Annotated in this window: 20 protein-coding genes; 14 read left to right on the top strand and 6 right to left on the bottom strand. The window is 44.6% G+C overall.

The genetic code is table 11. From position 1 onward, the window contains the following. Positions 1-65 precede the first annotated feature (65 nt). Positions 66-1,835, bottom strand: coding sequence for a methyl-accepting chemotaxis protein (locus FKV70_RS11465; protein ID WP_142612918.1), 1,770 nt, complete (start codon positions 1,833-1,835; stop codon positions 66-68). Between the two features lie 467 nt (positions 1,836-2,302). Between FKV70_RS11465 and FKV70_RS11470 the strand changes: the two genes are divergently transcribed. From FKV70_RS11470 to FKV70_RS11515, 10 genes are all read left to right on the top strand, one after another. Then, entirely contained in the window at positions 2,303-2,773 is a 471-nt protein-coding gene (locus FKV70_RS11470) for a GNAT family N-acetyltransferase (protein ID WP_142612919.1), read from the top strand. Between the two features lie 60 nt (positions 2,774-2,833). Then, complete coding sequence (gene rpiA, locus FKV70_RS11475) at positions 2,834-3,502, top strand: ribose-5-phosphate isomerase RpiA (RefSeq protein ID WP_142612920.1); 669 nt, start codon at positions 2,834-2,836, stop codon at positions 3,500-3,502. Beyond that, positions 3,502-3,936 carry a VanZ family protein gene (locus FKV70_RS11480; protein WP_142612921.1) on the top strand — a complete coding sequence of 145 codons (435 nt, stop codon included), beginning with the start codon at positions 3,502-3,504 and terminating at the stop codon, positions 3,934-3,936. Before rpiA ends, FKV70_RS11480 begins: the two co-directional genes overlap by 1 nt. A gap of 212 nt (positions 3,937-4,148) precedes the next feature. Then, positions 4,149-4,610 carry a MarR family winged helix-turn-helix transcriptional regulator gene (locus tag FKV70_RS11485; RefSeq protein WP_029514766.1) on the top strand — a complete coding sequence of 154 codons (462 nt, stop codon included), beginning with the start codon at positions 4,149-4,151 and terminating at the stop codon, positions 4,608-4,610. Between the two features lie 182 nt (positions 4,611-4,792). Continuing rightward, positions 4,793-5,851: a cobalamin B12-binding domain-containing protein gene (locus tag FKV70_RS11490; RefSeq protein WP_142612922.1), complete on the top strand. Its 1,059-nt coding sequence runs from the start codon at positions 4,793-4,795 to the stop codon at positions 5,849-5,851. A gap of 56 nt (positions 5,852-5,907) precedes the next feature. Continuing rightward, positions 5,908-7,623, top strand: a complete 1,716-nt coding sequence (locus FKV70_RS11495; RefSeq protein WP_142612923.1) for an ATP-binding protein — start codon at positions 5,908-5,910, stop codon at positions 7,621-7,623. Between the two features lie 62 nt (positions 7,624-7,685). Further along, positions 7,686-8,939: an MDR family MFS transporter gene (locus FKV70_RS11500; protein ID WP_142612924.1), complete on the top strand. Its 1,254-nt coding sequence runs from the start codon at positions 7,686-7,688 to the stop codon at positions 8,937-8,939. A gap of 19 nt (positions 8,940-8,958) precedes the next feature. Further along, positions 8,959-9,513: a nucleotidyltransferase family protein gene (locus FKV70_RS11505; RefSeq protein ID WP_064798139.1), complete on the top strand. Its 555-nt coding sequence runs from the start codon at positions 8,959-8,961 to the stop codon at positions 9,511-9,513. Positions 9,514-9,554: 41 nt separating this feature from the next. After that, positions 9,555-9,977: a GNAT family N-acetyltransferase gene (locus FKV70_RS11510; protein ID WP_142612925.1), complete on the top strand. Its 423-nt coding sequence runs from the start codon at positions 9,555-9,557 to the stop codon at positions 9,975-9,977. 68 nt (positions 9,978-10,045) lie between these two features. Next, positions 10,046-10,684, top strand: a complete 639-nt coding sequence (locus FKV70_RS11515; protein ID WP_142612926.1) for a GDSL-type esterase/lipase family protein — start codon at positions 10,046-10,048, stop codon at positions 10,682-10,684. A 107-nt stretch (positions 10,685-10,791) separates the two neighbouring features. On the opposite strand, the gene FKV70_RS11520 is transcribed toward FKV70_RS11515, so the two are convergent. Next, on the bottom strand, positions 10,792-11,469 hold the full coding sequence (locus tag FKV70_RS11520; RefSeq protein ID WP_142612927.1) for a tetratricopeptide repeat protein: 678 nt from the start codon (positions 11,467-11,469) through the stop codon (positions 10,792-10,794). Between the two features lie 267 nt (positions 11,470-11,736). Further along, on the bottom strand, positions 11,737-12,774 hold the full coding sequence (locus tag FKV70_RS11525) for a stalk domain-containing protein (RefSeq protein ID WP_142612928.1): 1,038 nt from the start codon (positions 12,772-12,774) through the stop codon (positions 11,737-11,739). Positions 12,775-13,020: 246 nt separating this feature from the next. Between FKV70_RS11525 and FKV70_RS11530 the strand changes: the two genes are divergently transcribed. After that, complete coding sequence (locus FKV70_RS11530; protein ID WP_142612929.1) at positions 13,021-14,172, top strand: iron-containing alcohol dehydrogenase; 1,152 nt, start codon at positions 13,021-13,023, stop codon at positions 14,170-14,172. A gap of 160 nt (positions 14,173-14,332) precedes the next feature. On the opposite strand, the gene FKV70_RS11535 is transcribed toward FKV70_RS11530, so the two are convergent. Continuing rightward, positions 14,333-14,626, bottom strand: coding sequence for a MazG-like family protein (locus tag FKV70_RS11535; protein WP_142612930.1), 294 nt, complete (start codon positions 14,624-14,626; stop codon positions 14,333-14,335). A gap of 138 nt (positions 14,627-14,764) precedes the next feature. Between FKV70_RS11535 and FKV70_RS11540 the strand changes: the two genes are divergently transcribed. The 3 genes from FKV70_RS11540 to FKV70_RS11555 all read left to right on the top strand — a co-directional run bounded on the left by FKV70_RS11540 (position 14,765) and on the right by FKV70_RS11555 (position 17,205). Next, positions 14,765-15,187: a MarR family winged helix-turn-helix transcriptional regulator gene (locus tag FKV70_RS11540; protein WP_064798135.1), complete on the top strand. Its 423-nt coding sequence runs from the start codon at positions 14,765-14,767 to the stop codon at positions 15,185-15,187. 74 nt (positions 15,188-15,261) lie between these two features. After that, complete coding sequence (locus FKV70_RS11545; RefSeq protein ID WP_142612931.1) at positions 15,262-15,843, top strand: NAD(P)H-dependent oxidoreductase; 582 nt, start codon at positions 15,262-15,264, stop codon at positions 15,841-15,843. A 531-nt stretch (positions 15,844-16,374) separates the two neighbouring features. After that, positions 16,375-17,205 (top strand): DegV family protein, encoded by an 831-nt coding sequence (locus FKV70_RS11555; RefSeq protein WP_142612932.1) that lies wholly within the window; start codon positions 16,375-16,377, stop codon positions 17,203-17,205. 74 nt (positions 17,206-17,279) lie between these two features. On the opposite strand, the gene FKV70_RS11560 is transcribed toward FKV70_RS11555, so the two are convergent. Both FKV70_RS11560 and FKV70_RS11565 read right to left on the bottom strand, forming a co-directional pair. Further along, a complete protein-coding gene (locus FKV70_RS11560; RefSeq protein ID WP_063209046.1) occupies positions 17,280-17,912 on the bottom strand; it encodes a BclA C-terminal domain-containing protein in 633 nt (210 codons plus the stop codon). A 210-nt stretch (positions 17,913-18,122) separates the two neighbouring features. After that, complete coding sequence (locus tag FKV70_RS11565) at positions 18,123-19,349, bottom strand: MFS transporter (RefSeq protein WP_142612933.1); 1,227 nt, start codon at positions 19,347-19,349, stop codon at positions 18,123-18,125. Positions 19,350-19,374: the final 25 nt, after the last annotated feature.

Below are 19,374 nucleotides of genomic sequence, written 5' to 3' on the forward strand. Positions count from 1 at the left end.
GATGAACAGGAGGGAGGCATTACCGAACGGCCTATAAAATAAGCATTAAAATCGATAAATGGATATTATGATTTGGTACGGTTGGTGTCTGCAATTTTGAAATAAGAAGTGATCTCTTGAAGCTCTTCAGACATGGTTGTCAGCTTATGGGATGATTCAATAATAGAATCCAAAGAAGCTTTTTGTTCCTCAACTGTTTGCATAATGTGAACACTGTTGTTGGCTGTTTTGGTTACAGTAGAGGAAAGATCGTCTGCTGTCGCGGTCATTTCCTGTGTCCCAGCAGAAATTTCCTCCGTAGCACTGGATACTTCTTGGATTTGCCATGCTACATTTTTAGTGGCTTGAAGAATATCATTGAACAACGCGCCTGCTTGTCCAGCAACGACGATCCCGTTTTGAACTTCAACGTTTCCTTGCTCCATCGACTTCACAGCTTGTCCGATCTCACTTTGAATTTCTTCAATCAGAGACGTAATTTGTTTCGTTGCCTCCGCAGATTGTTCTGCCAGCTTGCGTACTTCACTGGCTACAACGGCAAAGCCTTTACCTTCCTCACCGACACGCGCAGCTTCAATAGAAGCGTTCAGAGCGAGCAGGTTCGTCTGACTAGAAATACCTGAGATGGTGCTAATAATATTGCCAATTTCCTGTGAACGGCTGTCCAGCAACTTGATGATACGGGAAGTATTGGTTACTGAATCGGTAATCAAATGCATTTGGGATGATACCTTGCTTACAATCTCGTTACCTTCATTCGAACGCTTCTCTACCGAATTGGCTTCTTCAGCCACATTGGAAGAACTGGCTGCAATATTTTGGATGACCGACGCCATTTCAGCCATAGCTCGTGCACTGTCGCCTGTGGCTTTTTCCTGTGAACGGATATTATCCGTAATTTCGTTGATATTCTGGTTGATGATGTTGGAATTGATTCCGTTTTGCTCGCAGATTGCGAGTAATTCCTTCGCAGATTCATTGACTTCATCCGTTGTCTGCTTCACTTTGGTCATGATGCTGTTAACATGGCTTACCATATCGTTGAAGTTCTGATTCACGCGCCCCAAATCATCCTGGCCAGCATGAATTTGCACATCCAGATTCCCTCTGCTGACTTCACTGATACCGTACATCAGTTGCTTAATCGGAGACAGCGTGCGTTTCACTACCCAATATTGAAGTGCCAGGCAGATCAGTAGGAAAATCACCAAAATAGTAGCCCCGCTAATAAGCAGCTTGGTCAATCCGGCAGGAACAGCACCAGCATCAGCATCGACAGCAAAATAAGCAAAGATTTTGCCGCTAGGATCTTTAATCGGTGTCATCAAAGTTGTCCATGTGCCAAAAGAGTCATCATAGAAGCTGGTGAATGTAGGTTTGCCGGAATCCAGCATACTCGTTACACCTACAGCCACAACATTGGGTTGCTCGTACATAGCGCCGACACCCATCTTTTCTTTTTCAAATGATTCTCTCAGGTCTGTTGGCATGGCAATAATGGATGTCTGATTCCCATTTTCCAGCTCTGTTCCGAAAATATAGGCGTGAGAGATATTCGGGTTCGTCGCCATGATGTTATCAAGATAGGTACGGAGCTTGGTTTGAATGGGTCCATCATAATTTTTTTCTTGAACTGCTTGGGATACTTCATCGGAATTAATGCCTTGTGCCCACTTCAATGTGATTTTTTCCACTTGCCCATGCAACTGGTCAATCAAAATCGTACGTTGGATCAAATAGCTAGATACAATAAGGACTAGCCCGATCAGTACGATATTGAAGAAGGATAATAATAAGTTTTTGGTGAAGAATGATAAGCTACTCCACTTTTTCAAAATTTTCCACTCCTTGGTAGTATTTTTGTATATGGTGTTGAACCGCTTATCGAATGAGATAATCAAGTCCCCCTTACAAACATAATAAATAGAGATAATTGACCCTTGATTTTTTTGTAATAGGTCTTAAGTCTTTTGCGAACAAGTAATATATCCCTATATATATGTCGTACGAAAAGCTCTTGAAATGAATACCTAGCACAATAAAAAATTAATTTTTAATAGGTAAACGCTGTGTGTATTTCAGTATTTTCCAGTTTATACTCACGCTTGAAATTCGAGTTCATTTCAGTCCATAAGCAACTATTCAACAGAAACCATCATACTTTATAATAGAGTCAAATGCACTTATGAATTTGGGACATTTTTCATATTCGATGCTGCAAATGCTTGATTTATCGCGGTTTTCGGGAATTGTTTGCGAAATGAGTCCATGTATCTATGCATAGAGAAGAGGGATGAGAAAAGTGTCCAAGCTTACAATTTTAAAGGTTGAGAGCGATCATGTGGATCTGCATGATTTGATTCATAGGCTGGATGAAGACCTGCTGGAAAGGTATCCTGCCGACCAAATTTACTTGGTGGATTTTTCCAATTCGAAAGTTAAAAATATGGTTTTCGCTGTTGTGTATGTAGATGAAAAGCCGGTTGCTTGCGGAGGGCTTAGGCCTATAGATGCGGAAGAGATGGAGCTTAAGCGATTTTATGTCGATTCCTCTTATCGCCGACAAGGAATTGCAATTAGTTTATTGTCTTTCCTGGAGGAGGAAGCCAGTAAACGGGGGATTATAAGGATTAAACTAGAGACCGGAGCGGCTCAACCTGAAGCGATCGCTTTGTATACCAAGCAGGGATACGAACCTATTGAACGCTTTGGGGAGTATGAACATGATGAAAATAGTCTTTGTTATGGTAAAAAGCTGTCTCTGTCTTTATAAAGCGTTCTCATATAAAATAGATGATGATCAACACTAGCCTATATAGCGGGAGAGATGATAATGAATTTGAAGCAAAAAGCGGCTGAGAAAGCAGTGGAAGCGATTCAGGACGGTATGAAAGTAGGACTTGGTACAGGCTCGACAGCCTATTGGGCTATCCGAAAAATTGGAGAGCGTGTGGCACAAGGATTACATATACAGGCTGTAGCTACATCCCAAGCCTCGGAGGATCAGGCCAGGGAACTGGGTATTCCCATCATTCCATTTGATCAGATTGGAAGGCTTGACGTTACCATTGACGGTGCGGATGAGGTGAATGAGCAGCTGGTATTGGTAAAAGGTGGAGGCGGGGCTCTGCTGAGAGAGAAAATTGTGGAAAGCAATACCAACCGATTAATTATTATTGTGGATGAGTCCAAGGATGTGAAGGTACTGGGAGCATTCCCTTTGCCAGTCGAGGTGGTGCCTTTTGCTAGTGAATGGACGTTGGAGGCTTTGCGGCAGACAGGCTGTAGAGCGGAATGGCGTATGAAAGACGGTGAGCGTTATCTTACAGATAACGGTAATTATATCGCCGATTGTCGCTACGGCACGATCGAGAACCCGCACGAGCTGGAAATTCGCTTGAACCAAATTCCAGGTGTAGTCGATAATGGACTGTTCATTAACATGGCGGACCAAGTCATTATCGCGCGAGCGAATGGACAAATTGATATCCGGAACAAATAATGCCTGGTAATCGTTTGTTTTATAATGTGGCATTCGTGTTATTGATATTGTATACAGGGCTTCTATTATATTGGATGTTTCTCGGTTTTGGTCGTACGTTACGACCAGGCCCTCCGTATTCATATAATATGGTTCCATTGGAGACGATCGGCCGATACTGGCGGGCAATGCATTTTTCTCCTTTTCGGGTATGGGGTGTTAATTTGCTTGGGAATATTGGTGTGTTCATTCCCTTCGGTATTCTTCTGCCCATGATTTGGGTGCCTATGCGCAGGGTAGGCAGAATGCTATTAGTAGTGCTGATCGCACTGGTCATTCTCGAAGTAACCCAGATGCTGCTGGGTGCAGGTACAGCGGATGTGGATGACATCATACTGAATGTCCTGGGAGTATTATGCGGACGTGTTGCCTACGTATTTTTACGTAAGAAATGAGGGAATGCATTATAATCGCCTTGCTCTCGCAATCAGTGCTTAATAACTGGTTGAGAGCAGGCCTTTTTTACATAATCAACGGCAACTTTTGCATACTAGATGGTAATTCCTTCAACACCGACCGTAAGAGCGGGAAAAAAGTGCTCAAACTTGACAAAAGCATGCAATTAAGATATCTTTGAATAAAGATATGAGTAACGGAGGCTGTTAATATGTCTGTAAAACCAGATGATCAGGACTTAGCGCTGAACTTGTTTGTTGTTCTGGCTCGTGCTTATAATTCGGTCACTTCTCGCACGAATCGGGACATTCATAGTCATGGATTAAATACAACTGAATTTGGTGTGCTGGACTTGTTGTATTATCGCGGACCCCAGCCATTGCAGAAAATCGGAGAAAAGGTACTGATCTCCAGTGGAAATATTACGTATGTGGTAGATAAGCTCCAGAAAAAAAACTTGCTTACCCGCCGTGCGTCACAAGATGATCGGCGTGTAATTTATGCAGAATTGACGGACGAAGGACGTCATTTTTTTGAACAAATATTCCCGCAGCATCATCGTGTTATTATGGAGACTGTGGATGGCTTATCTGTGGAAGAGAAGGAGCAGGCTATTCATCTGCTAAAAAAGCTTGGGCTAACAGCTGAGGGACAGAAGAGTAACGGATCATAAGGGTTGCATATCTGATTAAATCAGCTTTGAGATAAAATACCGACTTTTCGGTATTTTATTTTTTTGTCTTATTTTGGGCAGTAGGGACGCAAATCAGGTATAATTGTCTAATAGTCTCGATCTGAGGTCATCCCCCTAGAAGCTGTTCGAATACAAATACCTTGCCGGGGAAGGAGCTGTACATGAGTATACAGCAATACACCGCAGGTGAGTCGCTATTGATGCAAGCCGGAAATTTGGCTGAATTAGTTACCCATAAACAATACGAATTACAGCCGGATCTTTTGGAGCGCTTTGGGGACAACGGTAAAATAAAAACAAAACAGGACTCTATATATAGTTTAAACTATTTAGCTGAAAGTTTAATTATGAACAGTCCTATTTTATTTACGTATTATGTTGCCTGGTTAAAGAGACTTCTAGAAGGGTTCGGCATAACCCAAGAAGATTTAATCATCAATTTTCAATTAATTCGGGAGACAGTGGTAGAGCACTTCCATCACTCGGATAAAACGACAGTGCTGATGCATCTGGAATTGGGGATACAGCAAATTGGGAAGAGAGAGGAGTATGCCTCTTTTATTACAGATAATAATCCCTATGCTGCCGATGTGACTCAGTATTTGGAATATTTACTCTCAGGTAATCGCAGGCAAGCTTTGGATGGAATCGTCCGATTGCTTGATGAAGGTACATCTATTCAACATACTTACAAATATATTTTTCAAATCTCGCAATACGAAATAGGACGCTTGTGGCATGAAGGCAAAATCACGGTTGGTCAGGAACATTTTTGTACTGCCGCGACTCAGTTTATTATTTCCAGCTTGTATCCCAGATGGATAGGTACTGGAAATAAGGGGCGCAGTCTCGTAGCAGCGTGTGTAGGCAGCGAGCAGCACGAAATAGGTCTGCGTATGCTAGCTGATATATTCGAGATGGATGGATGGGATACGTACTATTTAGGGGCTAATGTACCTGACCGGAGTCTGCTTCAAGCTATTGTGAGTTACAAAGCAGAAGTGGTGGCTATCTCAGCCACCATGGCTTACCATGTCCATCTGGTGAAAAAGTTGATTGCTGTTATTCGTAAAGATACAGCTACTAGGCATGTGAAAATTATGGTCGGTGGTCTGCCTTTTAATCTCGATCCACACTTATGGCAGGAAGTGGGAGCGGACGGATACGCACCGGGTGCAGAGGAAGCACTGGAGGTAGCAGAGGACCTACTTTTCACTTAAGAGATAATGTTAGTGTTGGCAACCCGTAAGTCATTTTGTAAAGGGGGCCTTTTAATATGAAGGAACCGGCAGCAGAAATGGCTGTCCTGCGGAGAACGGTCGAACAATTAACGGACGAGGTTGTGAAAAGCAAAGCCGAGGAAGAAAAGCTGCTGAATGAATTTTCAGCGATGAACAACGAGCTGGTCAATCTGCAGCGTCAGCTTGCCAAAAGCAATGCGGAATTAAAGCGGACAAAGGAAGAAGCGATACGGGCTAATGATCTGAAGAGTACTTTTCTCGCCGTGGTTAGTCATGAATTCAGAACACCAATGAACGGAATCCTGGGGATGATCGAAATGTTAGGTTCATCCAAACTGTCTCCAGAGCAACGGCAGGCCATCAATGTAGTACGTGAGTCTGCTTCTCTGCTGTTAAACATGATTAATAATCTGCTCGATATATCCAAAGTAGAAGCAGGACAGATGGAACTAGAGATCGGAAATGTCAGAGTCCAGGCGATTATGAGCCATGTTGCTCAGCTGTTGGAGCCGCAAATCTACCAGATGGGCAATCGTTTGAGTATAGAGATTGATCCTGGCGTGGCAGAGCATCTTGAAGGAGATTCGGCAAGGATTATGCAGATCTTGCTTAATTTCTTGAACAATGCCAATAAGTTTACGAGCGAAGGGATACTTGTTGTTCGAACAAAATTGGTTGAGGAAACAACAGATTCCCAACGTGTTCGTTTTGAAGTACAAGATTCGGGCATTGGGATTTCACCGGAGGATCAGGACAAGCTGTTTCAGCCTTACGTGCAAGCCGGTGAAGGCAGCGCTTCCCAATATGGAGGAACGGGTCTGGGGCTGTGGATATGCAGTTCATTTGTGAAACTTATGCAGGGAGAGATTGGGGTCGTCAGCGAAGAAGGCCAAGGCTCCACGTTCTGGTTTGAAATTCCCTTCAGGAAGGCTTCAGGACAGGCAGATGAAATAGAGGAACATGAAAATGGTGAATTGACGGCACATAGCGAGTTGCTTCGTGAGCATAGTCATTCTCAAGCGATCTTGGTGGCTGAGGATAATCGGGTGAATCGTCAAGTGGTGCAATCACAGCTCAACCATCTTGGGTTCCAACGTATTGACTTTGTGGAGGATGGACAAGCCGCAGTTAGAGCGGCTGCCGAACGATCCTACGCCTGTATTCTAATGGATCATCACATGCCTCTGCTAAACGGTCACGATGCGGCGAAGACAATTCGTCAGTGGGAAGCAGAAAATCAGCAGCCGCCTGTGCCGATCATTTCGTTGACCGGAAATGGGTTTGGGGAAGACCAGACCCGTGGGCGGGAAGCTGGAGTGAACGATTACTTGATAAAGCCAGTGACGATTGAAAATCTCGCAGAAAAGCTGGTCAAATGGCTCCCCACGCCGGAGTCCGAGCCTATTTTGAATGAGGATGTTATTCGTGAAATTATGCTGCTGGACGAGGATGGCAGCACGGGATTACTAGAGTCATTAGTCGAAATGTATACCAGTGATACACCTGCCAAAATCAACAAGTTAATAGAACTGGTTGCTGCGGGCGAAACTACAAAAGTAGTAGAGGCTGCTCATGAGCTGAAATCAGGCAGCGTGAGTCTGGGGGTCGGATGTTTGTCCAAGTTGCTGTCTGATATTGAACAGCTTGCACGGGAGAACCGACTCGGGAATGCACATGTGAAGTTGTCTGTGCTCCAGTCCGTCTATCAGGCAACGTGTGTAGAACTAGAACGTTATATTCACCAGTGCTAGACTGATGCTTCCCCTTTGTTAGACTTGCACTTGCACCTAGAAGGAGGATCTAAGTTAAATATATGAAAGAACAGCTGCGTTCCATTCACCCGCTGGCCTGGACAATTATAGCGGGTACCATTTTTGGTCGGATGGCCACCTCTATGAGTATCCCGTTTTTATCTATTTACCTGACCACTCATCTAGGGGTGTCCCCCTTTCATACAGGGGTGATCGTGTCGGTCAGCTCGCTGGTTGGCATTTTTGCCAGCTTTTACGGTGGATATATTTCAGACCGGATCGGACGGCGTAAGGTGATGCTGGTATCCATCGCGAGTTGGGCGCTTGTATTCGTCGCTTTTGCGTCGGCAGAAGTGGCATGGGCCTTTTTTGTCATTAATGCTCTGAATGGACTGTGCAGATCCTTATTTGAGCCAACTTCGCGGGCGCTATTATCAGATGTAACCCCCAAGGAGAAAAGATTGCTCGTCTACAACATGAGATACGCGGCAATTAATGTTGGTGTGGTAGCAGGGCCACTGCTTGGTTTGATGTTAGGATCGGCGTCTACAGGTACGCCGTTCATGGTAGCCGCTGGTGTCTATGCTCTATACGGGGTACTGCTGTTGATCCAGTTTACTCGGTATGCATCGGATCTGCATGTCGGCACAACAGCGGGAGAGGCTCCGCTGCGGATGGGCGAAGCGTTCCGAACCGCTAGTCGAGATCCCATATTTATGCCGATTCTGCTGGGAACCGTATTCTGCGTAATGGGCTATGCCCATTCCAATTCGACGATGCCTCAATTTTTATCATTGTCCTTTGAGGAAGGTACCCGGTGGTTTACATATATGCTAACGGTCAACGCGGTTTGCGTCTTGGCTTTTCAGTATCCGCTGGTGCGGTTGGCAAGCCGCTTTTCTCCAGTGAATTCCTTAATAGCAGGGAATATATGTATTGCAGTCAGCCTGCTGTTGTGCGGTATGTTAAATTCAGGCTGGATGTTTATACTGGATATGGTGCTGTTTACAGTAGGTGAAGTGTTATTATTCACGATGCTAGACGTACTGATTGATCAAATTGCTGATGCTCAATATAAAGGGACCTACTTTGGTACGATCGGTTTTAATAATTTGGGCAGTGTACTGGCTCCTTTATTTGGTGGCTGGTTGCTGGATATTTACGGTCAAACGGCACCGCTTGCCGTTTTTGGTCCGGTTTCACTGTCGGTTGTGATTGGGATTCCGTTCCTGCTAGTCGCACGTCGCCGTCTGGCGCAACGTACAGCTCGGTTTGCGGCCCAGGGAGGAGATTCCGTGCAGCAGCTGTCATCATAAAAAAGGGGCTGAGTACAGGATGCAGTCGGAAGAAGATGTGCTACGAATTATACAGTATATGAATGATCCACAGGTCTTGGAAGACTTGCGCTATGTGCGTGAGTTGAAGCTTCCGCAAGGCTGTATAGCCGCAGGCTATGTACGCAATCGTGTGTGGGACAAGCTTCATGGCTATACAACGGCCACGCCTCTAAACGATATCGATGTTATTTATTTTGACCCCAAAAATACGCTAGAGGAACGAGATGAGTTTCTGGAGCACTCCTTGAATCGTAAACAGGCAGGACGCAACTGGTCTGTCAAAAATCAAGCGCGGATGCATATTCACAACGGGGAAGCTCCGTATTCTTCGATAGAGGATGCGATGAGCCGCTGGCCAGAGACGGCCACAGCGGTAGCCATTCGATTGAATGCCAAGGATCAAATGGAGGTCATTTGTCCGTATGGATTGAAAGATTTGCTGGATATGCGGGTACGTCAAAGCCCCTTGTTCCGTCACACTACGGCTTTTCGCCAGCGTGTATTTGAGAAACAATGGTTAGATAACTGGCCATTGCTTATTATGGAGAATTAAGGTGTAACCTCATTTTAGATGATAGGGAGAGACGAATAACGATGTTTAAAAATATAAAACCAGATTCAGATCGGGAGGAGGTGCTTGAGCTGCTTACCTACGCCGTGCTAGATCATCCTGAACGCGGGGAGGCTGCTTTACGTGCTTATCAATCCTCGGATGAATGGAATTTGTTCGGTGTGGAAGATGAAGGACTTATTGTAGGTGTTGTCGGTTTTGAGGAGCGAGAGAATGAAACGATCGTGCTCCATCACCTGGCTGTATTGCCTGAAAATCGTCATAGAGGCTACGGCAGAGGGATGTTGCTTACGCTTATTAAGGAACGTAGCCCGAAGCGCCTGACGGTGGATACGGATGCAGAGGGGGCAGATTTTTTCCGCAACGTGGGCTTTGCTGTCTATGGATCGGAGGATTTGCCAGATGGTGGGCAATTCCATTGTGTATATGAAATAGACGAAGAATAAGCGAATCTCCGGGTCCCGCTTCCTTTTTTCTACATAATATATGTTATGTCGGAGGGAGGTGGGTTTCATTGGCGTATCACTACACAGCGATTGGAGATTCTTTAACGACAGGTGCAGGGACGTTGCTGGGTGGCGGCTTTGTACCTGTCTATCAGCGAATGGCGGAAAGATATCTCCGCACACCCGTCAGTTACGAGAATTTGGGAATCAACGGATTGACGTCGCAGGAACTGCTGTCCATGGTTCGCGACAATTCGTTTTTTCGGTCGGCGATCAGCCGGGCTGAACTCATAACGGTGACGATCGGCGGGAATGATCTGCGTCCATATATCAGTTCACTTGCTGGAAGCCGAGGCTTGTCGGGTTCTTCCATTCCACAAGCGCTGAATCACACCAAAGAACATGTGCGCCAAATTGTACATGCCCTGTATCAAATCAAGCTCGGTCAGCGTGAGCCATTTATCATCCGAATGGTAGGATTGTATAATCCTTTTCCAGGGGTGAGAGAGGCGGGAGTATACGTGCGTCAATACAACTCGTTTCTCTATACATTGGGCGGACCCAATTACCGGGTAGCAAATATTTACCCCGCATTTGAAGGCAATGAACGGGCACTGCTTTCGCTGGACCGGATACATCCGAACAGCCGTGGTTATCGTGTGATTGCGGAAGAGCTGAATCGGCTTGGTTATGCGCCGTTACGATGAGCAAAAGAGGATGCTCTGGACCAGAAAAAAGTATAATAAAAAAAGAGGTTCATCATGGCAGATTAACTGTTCATGTTGAATCTCTTTTTTGCGTTTCAGCGTACGGTTTAGCTGATTATTTTACGGTATAAACTGCGTGCAGCCCACTTGCGCTCACTTCGTTTGCGATATTTGGGCAGAGAACGATAGACAGCAATGGATTGGTTAAATGCAGCGATGGCCTCATCCTTGCGTCCCAGCATACGGTACATCAGGCCTGTCAGATAATAGCCTTCGCTGGAGGAAGACTGAATCTCCTGAAATTGCTGTAGATAGTGTAGTGACTTATTTACGTCCCGTTCCTTGAAAGCTGCAGCTAAATGCAAATAGGGTTCACCGTATTGTACTCGCGGGTTAATGTCCAGTGCTTTGAGTAAATGTCGTTCTCCATCCTCCAGATGGTTTGTGTGTACTTCAGCCGTACCCCGCGCATTCCAATAGTCTGCTGAATCTTCATATCGGGATTGAATTTCCGATAGCAGCTCCAAAGCCTGATGATATTTCTTGCTCTCGATCCAAATACGAGCCAACTCGAACTTGGCAGCCACATCGTTGATGTTTAATACAATCTGCTGACGCAATCGCGCTGCATTACGTCTTCTTTGCCATGGTTTGCTGATGCTGGGCAATACACCAACAAAGCTGCGATCCAATATATAGATCACGATTAGGAGCACGAGCATTGCTAAAAACGGGTTGCCGAGCAAACTCCATAATAGAGAGAAAATCAAAAACTTCCCAATCATTCTGCTACAATCCTCCTGTATATGTATCTATCCATACTTTCCACATTATAGCATACCTATTGAAGCAGATTTGATGGGAAAGATGCAAGATTTTGAGAGAAGGTATTAACGATGAGGATTGAATTACGTGTTGAACAATGGGAATGAATCAATCAAAACCTTTTGCCGCCAAGACGCAAACCACAAGGGAGCGTCCGGCAAAAGGCAATCAGAAGATGATAGTTGTGGTAATGGAACAGTCTATAGTTATAGGTTATCCGGCTTGTCCTAAAACATCCTGCGCGCGGTTACAAAACGTTTCTTCCATTTATCGTCAAACGTGTCAAAATGAACGCCACGTTCTTTGGAAAAAGTATGCAGCAATTTGTTGTCCCCTGCATAGATCGCCACATGGCCGATCTCTAGTCCACGCGCACTGAAGAACAGCAGGTCGCCTTTGCGCAGCTCGTCCAGCCCGACCTCCCGGCCTTCTTTAGCTTGATCGTAAGAGGCACGAGGGAGGTCAATGGAGAGGGTATGCCGGAACACTTCCCCGACAAAAGAGGAACAATCAAAGGTCGATGTCTGTCCGGTTGCTGCGCCGAATTCATAAGGGGTGCCGAGAAATTTCTCCCCATAGGCGATCAGTTCATCTCCCTGCTGTTCCGCCAAGGCTGGGCTGGAATAGTCGCTGTATTTTGGTTTTGCCGATATGTATCCGGTCAGGTTGTCTTTCGTCCGCACTTCCAGCCAGAGAGCATTGACCTCGCGGATGACCTGAACCTTTTCACCAGTTGGAATAAGCCGTAGCGAAGGGGAGGCTTCTGATGAATCCGGTTTGCTGCGCAGGTTGACCCCGGAAAGAATCGTTGTGGAAAAATCCTCTTTTTTGGAGCCGATTCGGATCGTCCGGGTTAGGGCATCCCACTTCACTGTGCTTCCAAGTGCTTCACTTACAAAACGCAATGGAATCATTGTGTTGCCCTCAACAATCTTTCCGGGAACGCTCAGGGATATCATTTTACCGTTTAAGTTGGCGGTGACTTCCCCGATACGATAGGTCAGCGTCGTGCTGCTTTTAGTTGCTGTTACGGTTTTGCTGGGTCCGTTCCAGGAAAGCACAGCTCCTTGCGCCTCAAACAACTGCCGCATGGGAACGAGTGTTGTCCCGTTTAGCATTAGTGGTGGCGCAGCAAGCTGGAGCGGATGGTCATCCACATAAACGCTTGTCACTGGAGTGAGCGGCACCGACTTGGCGTAAGACGGAGTTGCCTGGAGCAGTGTTCCTGCCAGCAGAGCCAGCAACATTTTCTTATTTATTGTCATGCTGTCATCACCTCGTTGTAAATGTGTTCATCTAAGTTGTACGAAGCTGCCTCCGATTAGTTGTGTACCAAATAATGGACTAATCAACAAACCAATATAAACAAAAATAAAACAAAGTGATATCTGTGTTTTTATATTGACATCAAAATTAAATAAAGATAAAATTACAAATGTGAAATGTTTCACTTTGGAATAGTTCTGTATTTAGCGAGGGATCAAAAGTGAATCCTTAGGAGGCAGATTTTTATGAGCGCACATGTATTTTTTGTACCATCTATCAATCTGATGGGAAAAGGCTGTTTGCATGAAGTTGGACCCTATATAAAAGAACTACATTTAAACAAAGCGCTGGTTGTGACGGATAAGTTTCTGATGAAGAGCGGTATTGCAGGCAAGGTTACCTCCTTGCTGGATGATATAGGTATGGACTATGCGGTATATGATGAGGTCAAGCCCAATCCGACCTGTAAAAATGTGCATGATGGCGTTCAATTTCTACAAGAAAATGGCTGTGACTTTTTAATTTCCATTGGCGGAGGGTCTCCACAGGATACGGCCAAGGGAATCGGCATTATTGCTACCAACGGGGGACATATAACGGAATATGAGGGCGTTCATAAATCCAAGCATAAATCGCTGCCGATTGTAGCTATTAATACAACAGCAGGAACTTCCGCTGAAATTACGATTAATTATGTCATTACGGATGAAGAGCGCAAGGTCAAAATGGTTATGGTTGACAAGAATAGCGTAGCTACGATTTCGGTCAACGATCCTGAATTAATGGTAGACAAACCCGCCGCATTAACGGCAGCTACAGGACTAGATGCGTTGACCCATGCCATTGAAGCTTTGGTTACTCCAGGTTCCTATCCTGTAACGGATGCAACTGCGCTAGCAGCGGTAGAGCTTATTTTTAGCAATTTGGCCCGTACAGTGAGCGACGGTCATGATATAGAAGCGCGAGAACAGATGGTGTATGCTATTTTCTTGGGGGGACTTGCATTTAATAATGCCGGATTGGGTTATGTTCATGCTATGGCGCATCAGCTTGGCGGGGTATATGATTTGCCTCATGGTGTTTGCAATGCCATGCTGCTACCCATTGTAGAAGAAGAGAATGCCAAGCATGTCCCAGAGAAGTTTCGTGCCATCGCGAAGGTGATCGGGTTTGAAGATAAGGGGAAAACGGATAAGGAATGTGCAGACTATGTAATTCAAAGGATCAGGAACCTGTCGAAGGAAGTGGGGATTCCTGCCAAACTTTCTGAACTGGGTGTAAATGAGGTGGATTTGGATCTGCTTGCCGAGAATTCCATGAAGGATGCTTGCGCTCCAGGCAATCCGTTCATACCTAGTAAAGAACAAGTTATCGAGATGTTTAAGAAAATTCTTTAAATAATAGGTGCAATTATTTGTTACATGCTAATAGGGCTGTCCCGGAAATGAGCGAAGAATACTGGGAGCAGCCCTTTCTTCGAATTTTCTGCTAAGAGATAACTAGACCAGAGATAGGACAACCCCATAGACGTAGCAAGGCTAATGGTGACCTTTTGGCTTAAGTCATTACAGATTCCCATTTGCTCACTTTTTTGCTTAAGAACTGTTGAAGCTCTTCTTCGTCGCTGCTTAGCTTATAAAATAAAGAAAGAGCGACCAGAATCACGTCTGCACATTCCTCTTTGACATCGGAAATATTCAATTGCTTGTATTCGCTTCCGTTTGCATTCATATAAGACAGCATGGCTTGAGAAGTTTCTCCTACTTCTTCGGATAATTTAAGAACCATCTGCTCTAATGTCTTCTTTTCTTGGCTGCTCAAGTACTGGATTTTCTTTAAAATTTGATCCATTTAACAAGCTCCTAATTATTTTTTTAATCTTATTATAACAGACTAAAATCTAGTTCTTTGAAGTATTTCATACGTTAAAATCAGATCAGACTAAATAAACATCTTGATATATATAGATGTCTATGTAATAATGCTTGTATGTTAAAAAATAATGCAGCCGCCCTTATAGGAACCATTAGAGACTCGATCAATAAATTGATTGTATCTGAGCTCGAATCCTATGGAGTTGAAGGGATTGTACCTACTCATGGTGGAATATTGATGTTCCTGTATCAAACGGATGGACTTTCGATTAAGGAATTGACGCAAAAAATTGCTCGTCAGCAGCCCACAGTCACTGTTTTGATCGACAAGCTAGTGAAGTTGGGGTATGTAGAAAGAAAAAAAGAAAGGGAGGATAGCCGAGTTACTCTGATCTATCTTACCGAGAAGGGGAAAGAGCTGGAGCCTGTATTTGAGACGATCTCTAATAAATTAAAAGAAACCATCTATGGTGGTCTCAAAGACGAGGAACAAAAACAACTGGAATATCTGCTGGAGCATGTAAAAAACAGGTTTTAAATTTTTTTAAGTAAATGTATAGATATCTATATAAATGTCAACAAAATAACCATAAAACATCTGGAGGTCTGAATATGAAACATCTTATTATCTATGCTCACTCTAATGCTGAAAGCTTTAATCACGCGATACTGGAAACGGTTGTATCTACCTTGAAGGAAAAAGGTGACGAAGTCGTTGTACGTGATCTATACGCTCTTGATTTTCAACCGGTATTAAAACCTGAGGATACTGCTGCAATGAGAGCTGGACAAACACCGGCTGATATCAAAGTAGAGCAGGAGTATATCACGCAGTCCGATACGATTACGTTTATTTCGCCCATTTGGTGGACAGGTCTTCCTGCGATCCTGAAAGGATACGTAGATCGTGTATTTGCATACGGCTTTGCATATACGGCTGGTGTAGAAGGGATTAATAAGCTGCTTACAGGTAAAAAAGGGTTTATCGTGAATACACACGGCACGCCCAACGCGATCTACGATGAAATCGGTATGACTGCAGGATTGAAGCTCACATCAGATACAGGGATTTTTGACTTTGTTGGAATTGAGTCGGTCGGTCACCTGCTGCTGGGAAGTATCGGCTACCTTGATGAAGATGGTTACAAAGGATTGTTGAAGCAAGTACGGGACACCGTTCAAACGGTGCTGTAAAGTTAGTTCATACTCGTTCAGAAGCGTAGAAGATTCTTTAAAAGATAAGGCCAACCAGTATTTACGGGTTGGCTTTTTCTTATAAAAGCTAGTACCTTTCCAATATAGTCCAGACAATGATCTGATCCTGCTTGTTATTAAGGGGATATACAAAACTAGCCTTTATATGGTTTATTTTGTCATAATACACTATGGCGTTTAGGCTTTGGGTGGAGTCGTAGCTTTGGTCCACGAAATGGTTACCCAATTTATTTTTCACATCATTTCAAAATATCTGTAATCTCTATCTTTCGTATGTTTATCGTTAGTTAGCTTAAGCATAGCTTGAAGACTCCTTCACCATAACAGAGATTAGCATAGTTCCAGTCGAGCATAATAATTCACAAATAATTCATTGTTAATATCATTGGCAATTCATTATAGTACATAGTATCATATTTAGCTCAACGTCGAGATAATGAAATTAACCTTTCCTTGAATATGATGAATGCGGATTCTAATGAAAAATAACATAATGTGAGGGTGTACTGGGTGAGATATAAAATCATAGCAGATAGTTGCTGCGACTTAACGACAGAGCTTAAAGAAAAGATGCAAGTAACTACGATTCCATTAAACATGACATTGGGTGAAAAATGCTTCATAGATGATGACACATTGGACTTGCCTCAGTTTATGGAAGAGATGAAGGCCTGTACAACCAAGATTGGTTCCGCTTCCCCGTCACCTATGCTATATAAGGAAGCTTTTCAAGGTGTGCACACTTCATTTGCTATTACATTATCCAGCAACCTGTCCAGTTCGTATTCCAGTGCATTGGTAGCAAAGGATATGGCGGAAGAAGAGGGGGCGGATGTTCATGTATTCGATTCAAAAAGCGCGTCAGCCGGACAACTCCTGCTAGTTATAAAACTACGCAAGCTGATCGACGAAGGATATCATAAAAGCGAGATTATCTCCTCCCTGGAGAGCTTTATTAGCAAGATGAAAACCTATTTTGTTTTAGATAACCTGGATAATTTAGTCAAGAACGGACGGATGAATAAAATCACTGGTAAGATACTCTCACTTTTGCATATCAGACCCATTTTAGGTTCGGATGGTGACGGAAACATCGCATTATTTACTCAAGCCCGTGGTCAAAATCAAATCATTGAAAAGTTGGCAGATACCATTGAAAAAAGCGGTCGGAGTACCGAAGGAGAAAGCATCGTTATTACTCACTGCAATAATCCAGGACTGGCACAAAAATTAATGAATACCTTGAAGAATCGCTATCAATTTAAAGATATTCATATTGTGTCCACCAGGGGAATTAGTTCAATGTATGCCAATGACAAAGGAATCATTATCGCCTTTTAAAAGTATTTTGGGTTTATCCTCGTACGATGGATAAACCCTTTTTTAGTATACGAGGTCTTTGCAGGAGCATAAGCCTATCCCAATTTTCGAATAAGGACAGAGGCGTTTACGCTGGTGCGAGTTCCTCCTGCCTGGGTTTGCAAGGTAACAGCAGCAGTAGAGCTATGGTTACGCAGAGTAAGGACATCACCGCAAGCCAGGGCGAGGATGGCTTGCCCTGTGTTCTGCTGTGTCCCGGCTCCTGAGCCGTACACAGTTCCCTCGGCCAGTGCGCCATTAATAAAGATGGCGAATTGATTAGGTTCTACACCCGACACTGAAAAATGAATTTCATACTTCCCCGCATCGGCTACAGCAATCTGGGCAGTCCCTGGAAGGTGAGCAATTCCGGGCGTAAGTATGCCATTCGTATCGAAAGTGACCTCCCCTTCAATCGGAACGACTTGGGGTCTCACATTATAAATATACCCGAACTGCGCTAAATCTCCTGCGGCTCTGGAATCCCTATCAGCATCATGATTAATATTCACATGAACCACTTGCTTTTTGACAATAATGTCTTTGTCTTTACCCAATGATTTCCGTTTCGGGCGGACTCTTTTTTTGGGGGGCATTTCCTCAAATTTCTTTTCTAGCTTATCAAACCAGGCACGGACAAAAACATCTTTTTTACGGCTTTTTTTTCGCTTCAACTCAGGACGACCCAATACAAACACCTCCAGATGGTTTGTTGTATAGTACTCCATTCATCTAGGGGAGGCATGGATATCTGTCCTGTGTTTCATAGGAAACCATCTATTTTGACCAAAAACAGGCTTCTGTACAAGGTACTTTCGTCTAGTATGTAAAAAAGCACCCCAAATGTATCCTTGGTTGTCATCTAAGGATACATTTGGGGTGCCAATAGTGGGCTTATATCATGATGAAATGGTCTGAAGCCGCTTTTTGCGCACATATAGGGCGTACAGAATGCCGCCAAGGAGGCACAGGATACAAGCGAAGCCCGCCAGTAACCATGCTGAAGCGACAGCTCCTACACGATCCATACTGTTTCCAAGCCATAAGGGAAGCAGAGCTCCTCCGACTCCGCCTGCACCGATAAGCAAGCTGGTGGTCGATTCTTCTGTACCTGGCATCATTTTACTGGCAAAAACAAGCGCGATAGAAAAGATGCCAGACATGCCGAGTCCCAGCAGTGCTATAAGGATAAAGGCGCCAGCAGTGCCTTGGATCAGCGGGAACACACACAGCAGCAGAGTAGCTGCCAGTGAGCTTAGAGCGACAAAGATACCGTAGCCGTATCGATCGGCAATGTAGCCTGTAAATAACCGCCCGAAGGCCATTGCCAACCAAAAGCAGGTGACACTGAGTGCTGCTTCGGCTTGCGTGAGACCGAGTCGCTCGATGAACATGGAGGGCAGGAAATTGGCCAGGCTCATCTCTGTTCCTACGTAGATAAAGAAAAAAACAATAAATAATGCAAGGAGCTTCCAATTGCCTACAGGGCTGCTTTTAGGAGCCTCAACCCTAGGAGAATTCAGTGTATTAGTGGAACGCTTATGGTTGTCACCACGGTGTTCTTGTTCGTCCAAGAGAACGTTTAGTGTGCCGAAGGACCCGCGCAGCCAGGCTATAGTGGCTACGGCTGCAAACAAGGAGATGATGGGAAATGCCAGCCGCCACCAACCGAGCGCAATAAACTGGCTGGCGATAGCCGGCATAGCCAAGGCGCCAATTCCGAAAAAAACTTCCAGACGGCTCATAGCTGCGCCCGTTCCTTGGGTAATACCCCCAATCACAATAGTTCCTATGACTGCTTCTACCATGCCAAAGCCAAATCCGGCAGCCGCCCCGACGGCATATAGCCAACCCCAAGGCGGCAGTATGGAATACAGCACTTCAGCCGCACACAGCAGGAGCAGGGAAAATACCAGACTTCGGCGTTTGCCGAAAGTCCGGGCAAGCCACGGTGACAGTAGGACTCCAGCCAGAAAACCGGAAAATTGAGCGAAAATCAGGCTTCCGCCATCTGTATAGCTTCTACCATAATGCTCTAGCAACACGGGCAGTAGAGATCCTACAACCACATGTGCCAGACCAATTAAAAAATAAGACAAGCTGCCGATCCATAGCAGTCGTTTCATGATTTACTCCTTTGGTACTCAATTG

It is taken from the genome of Paenibacillus ottowii, from assembly GCF_006874425.1.
GTDB lineage: Bacteria > Bacillota > Bacilli > Paenibacillales > Paenibacillaceae > Paenibacillus > Paenibacillus ottowii.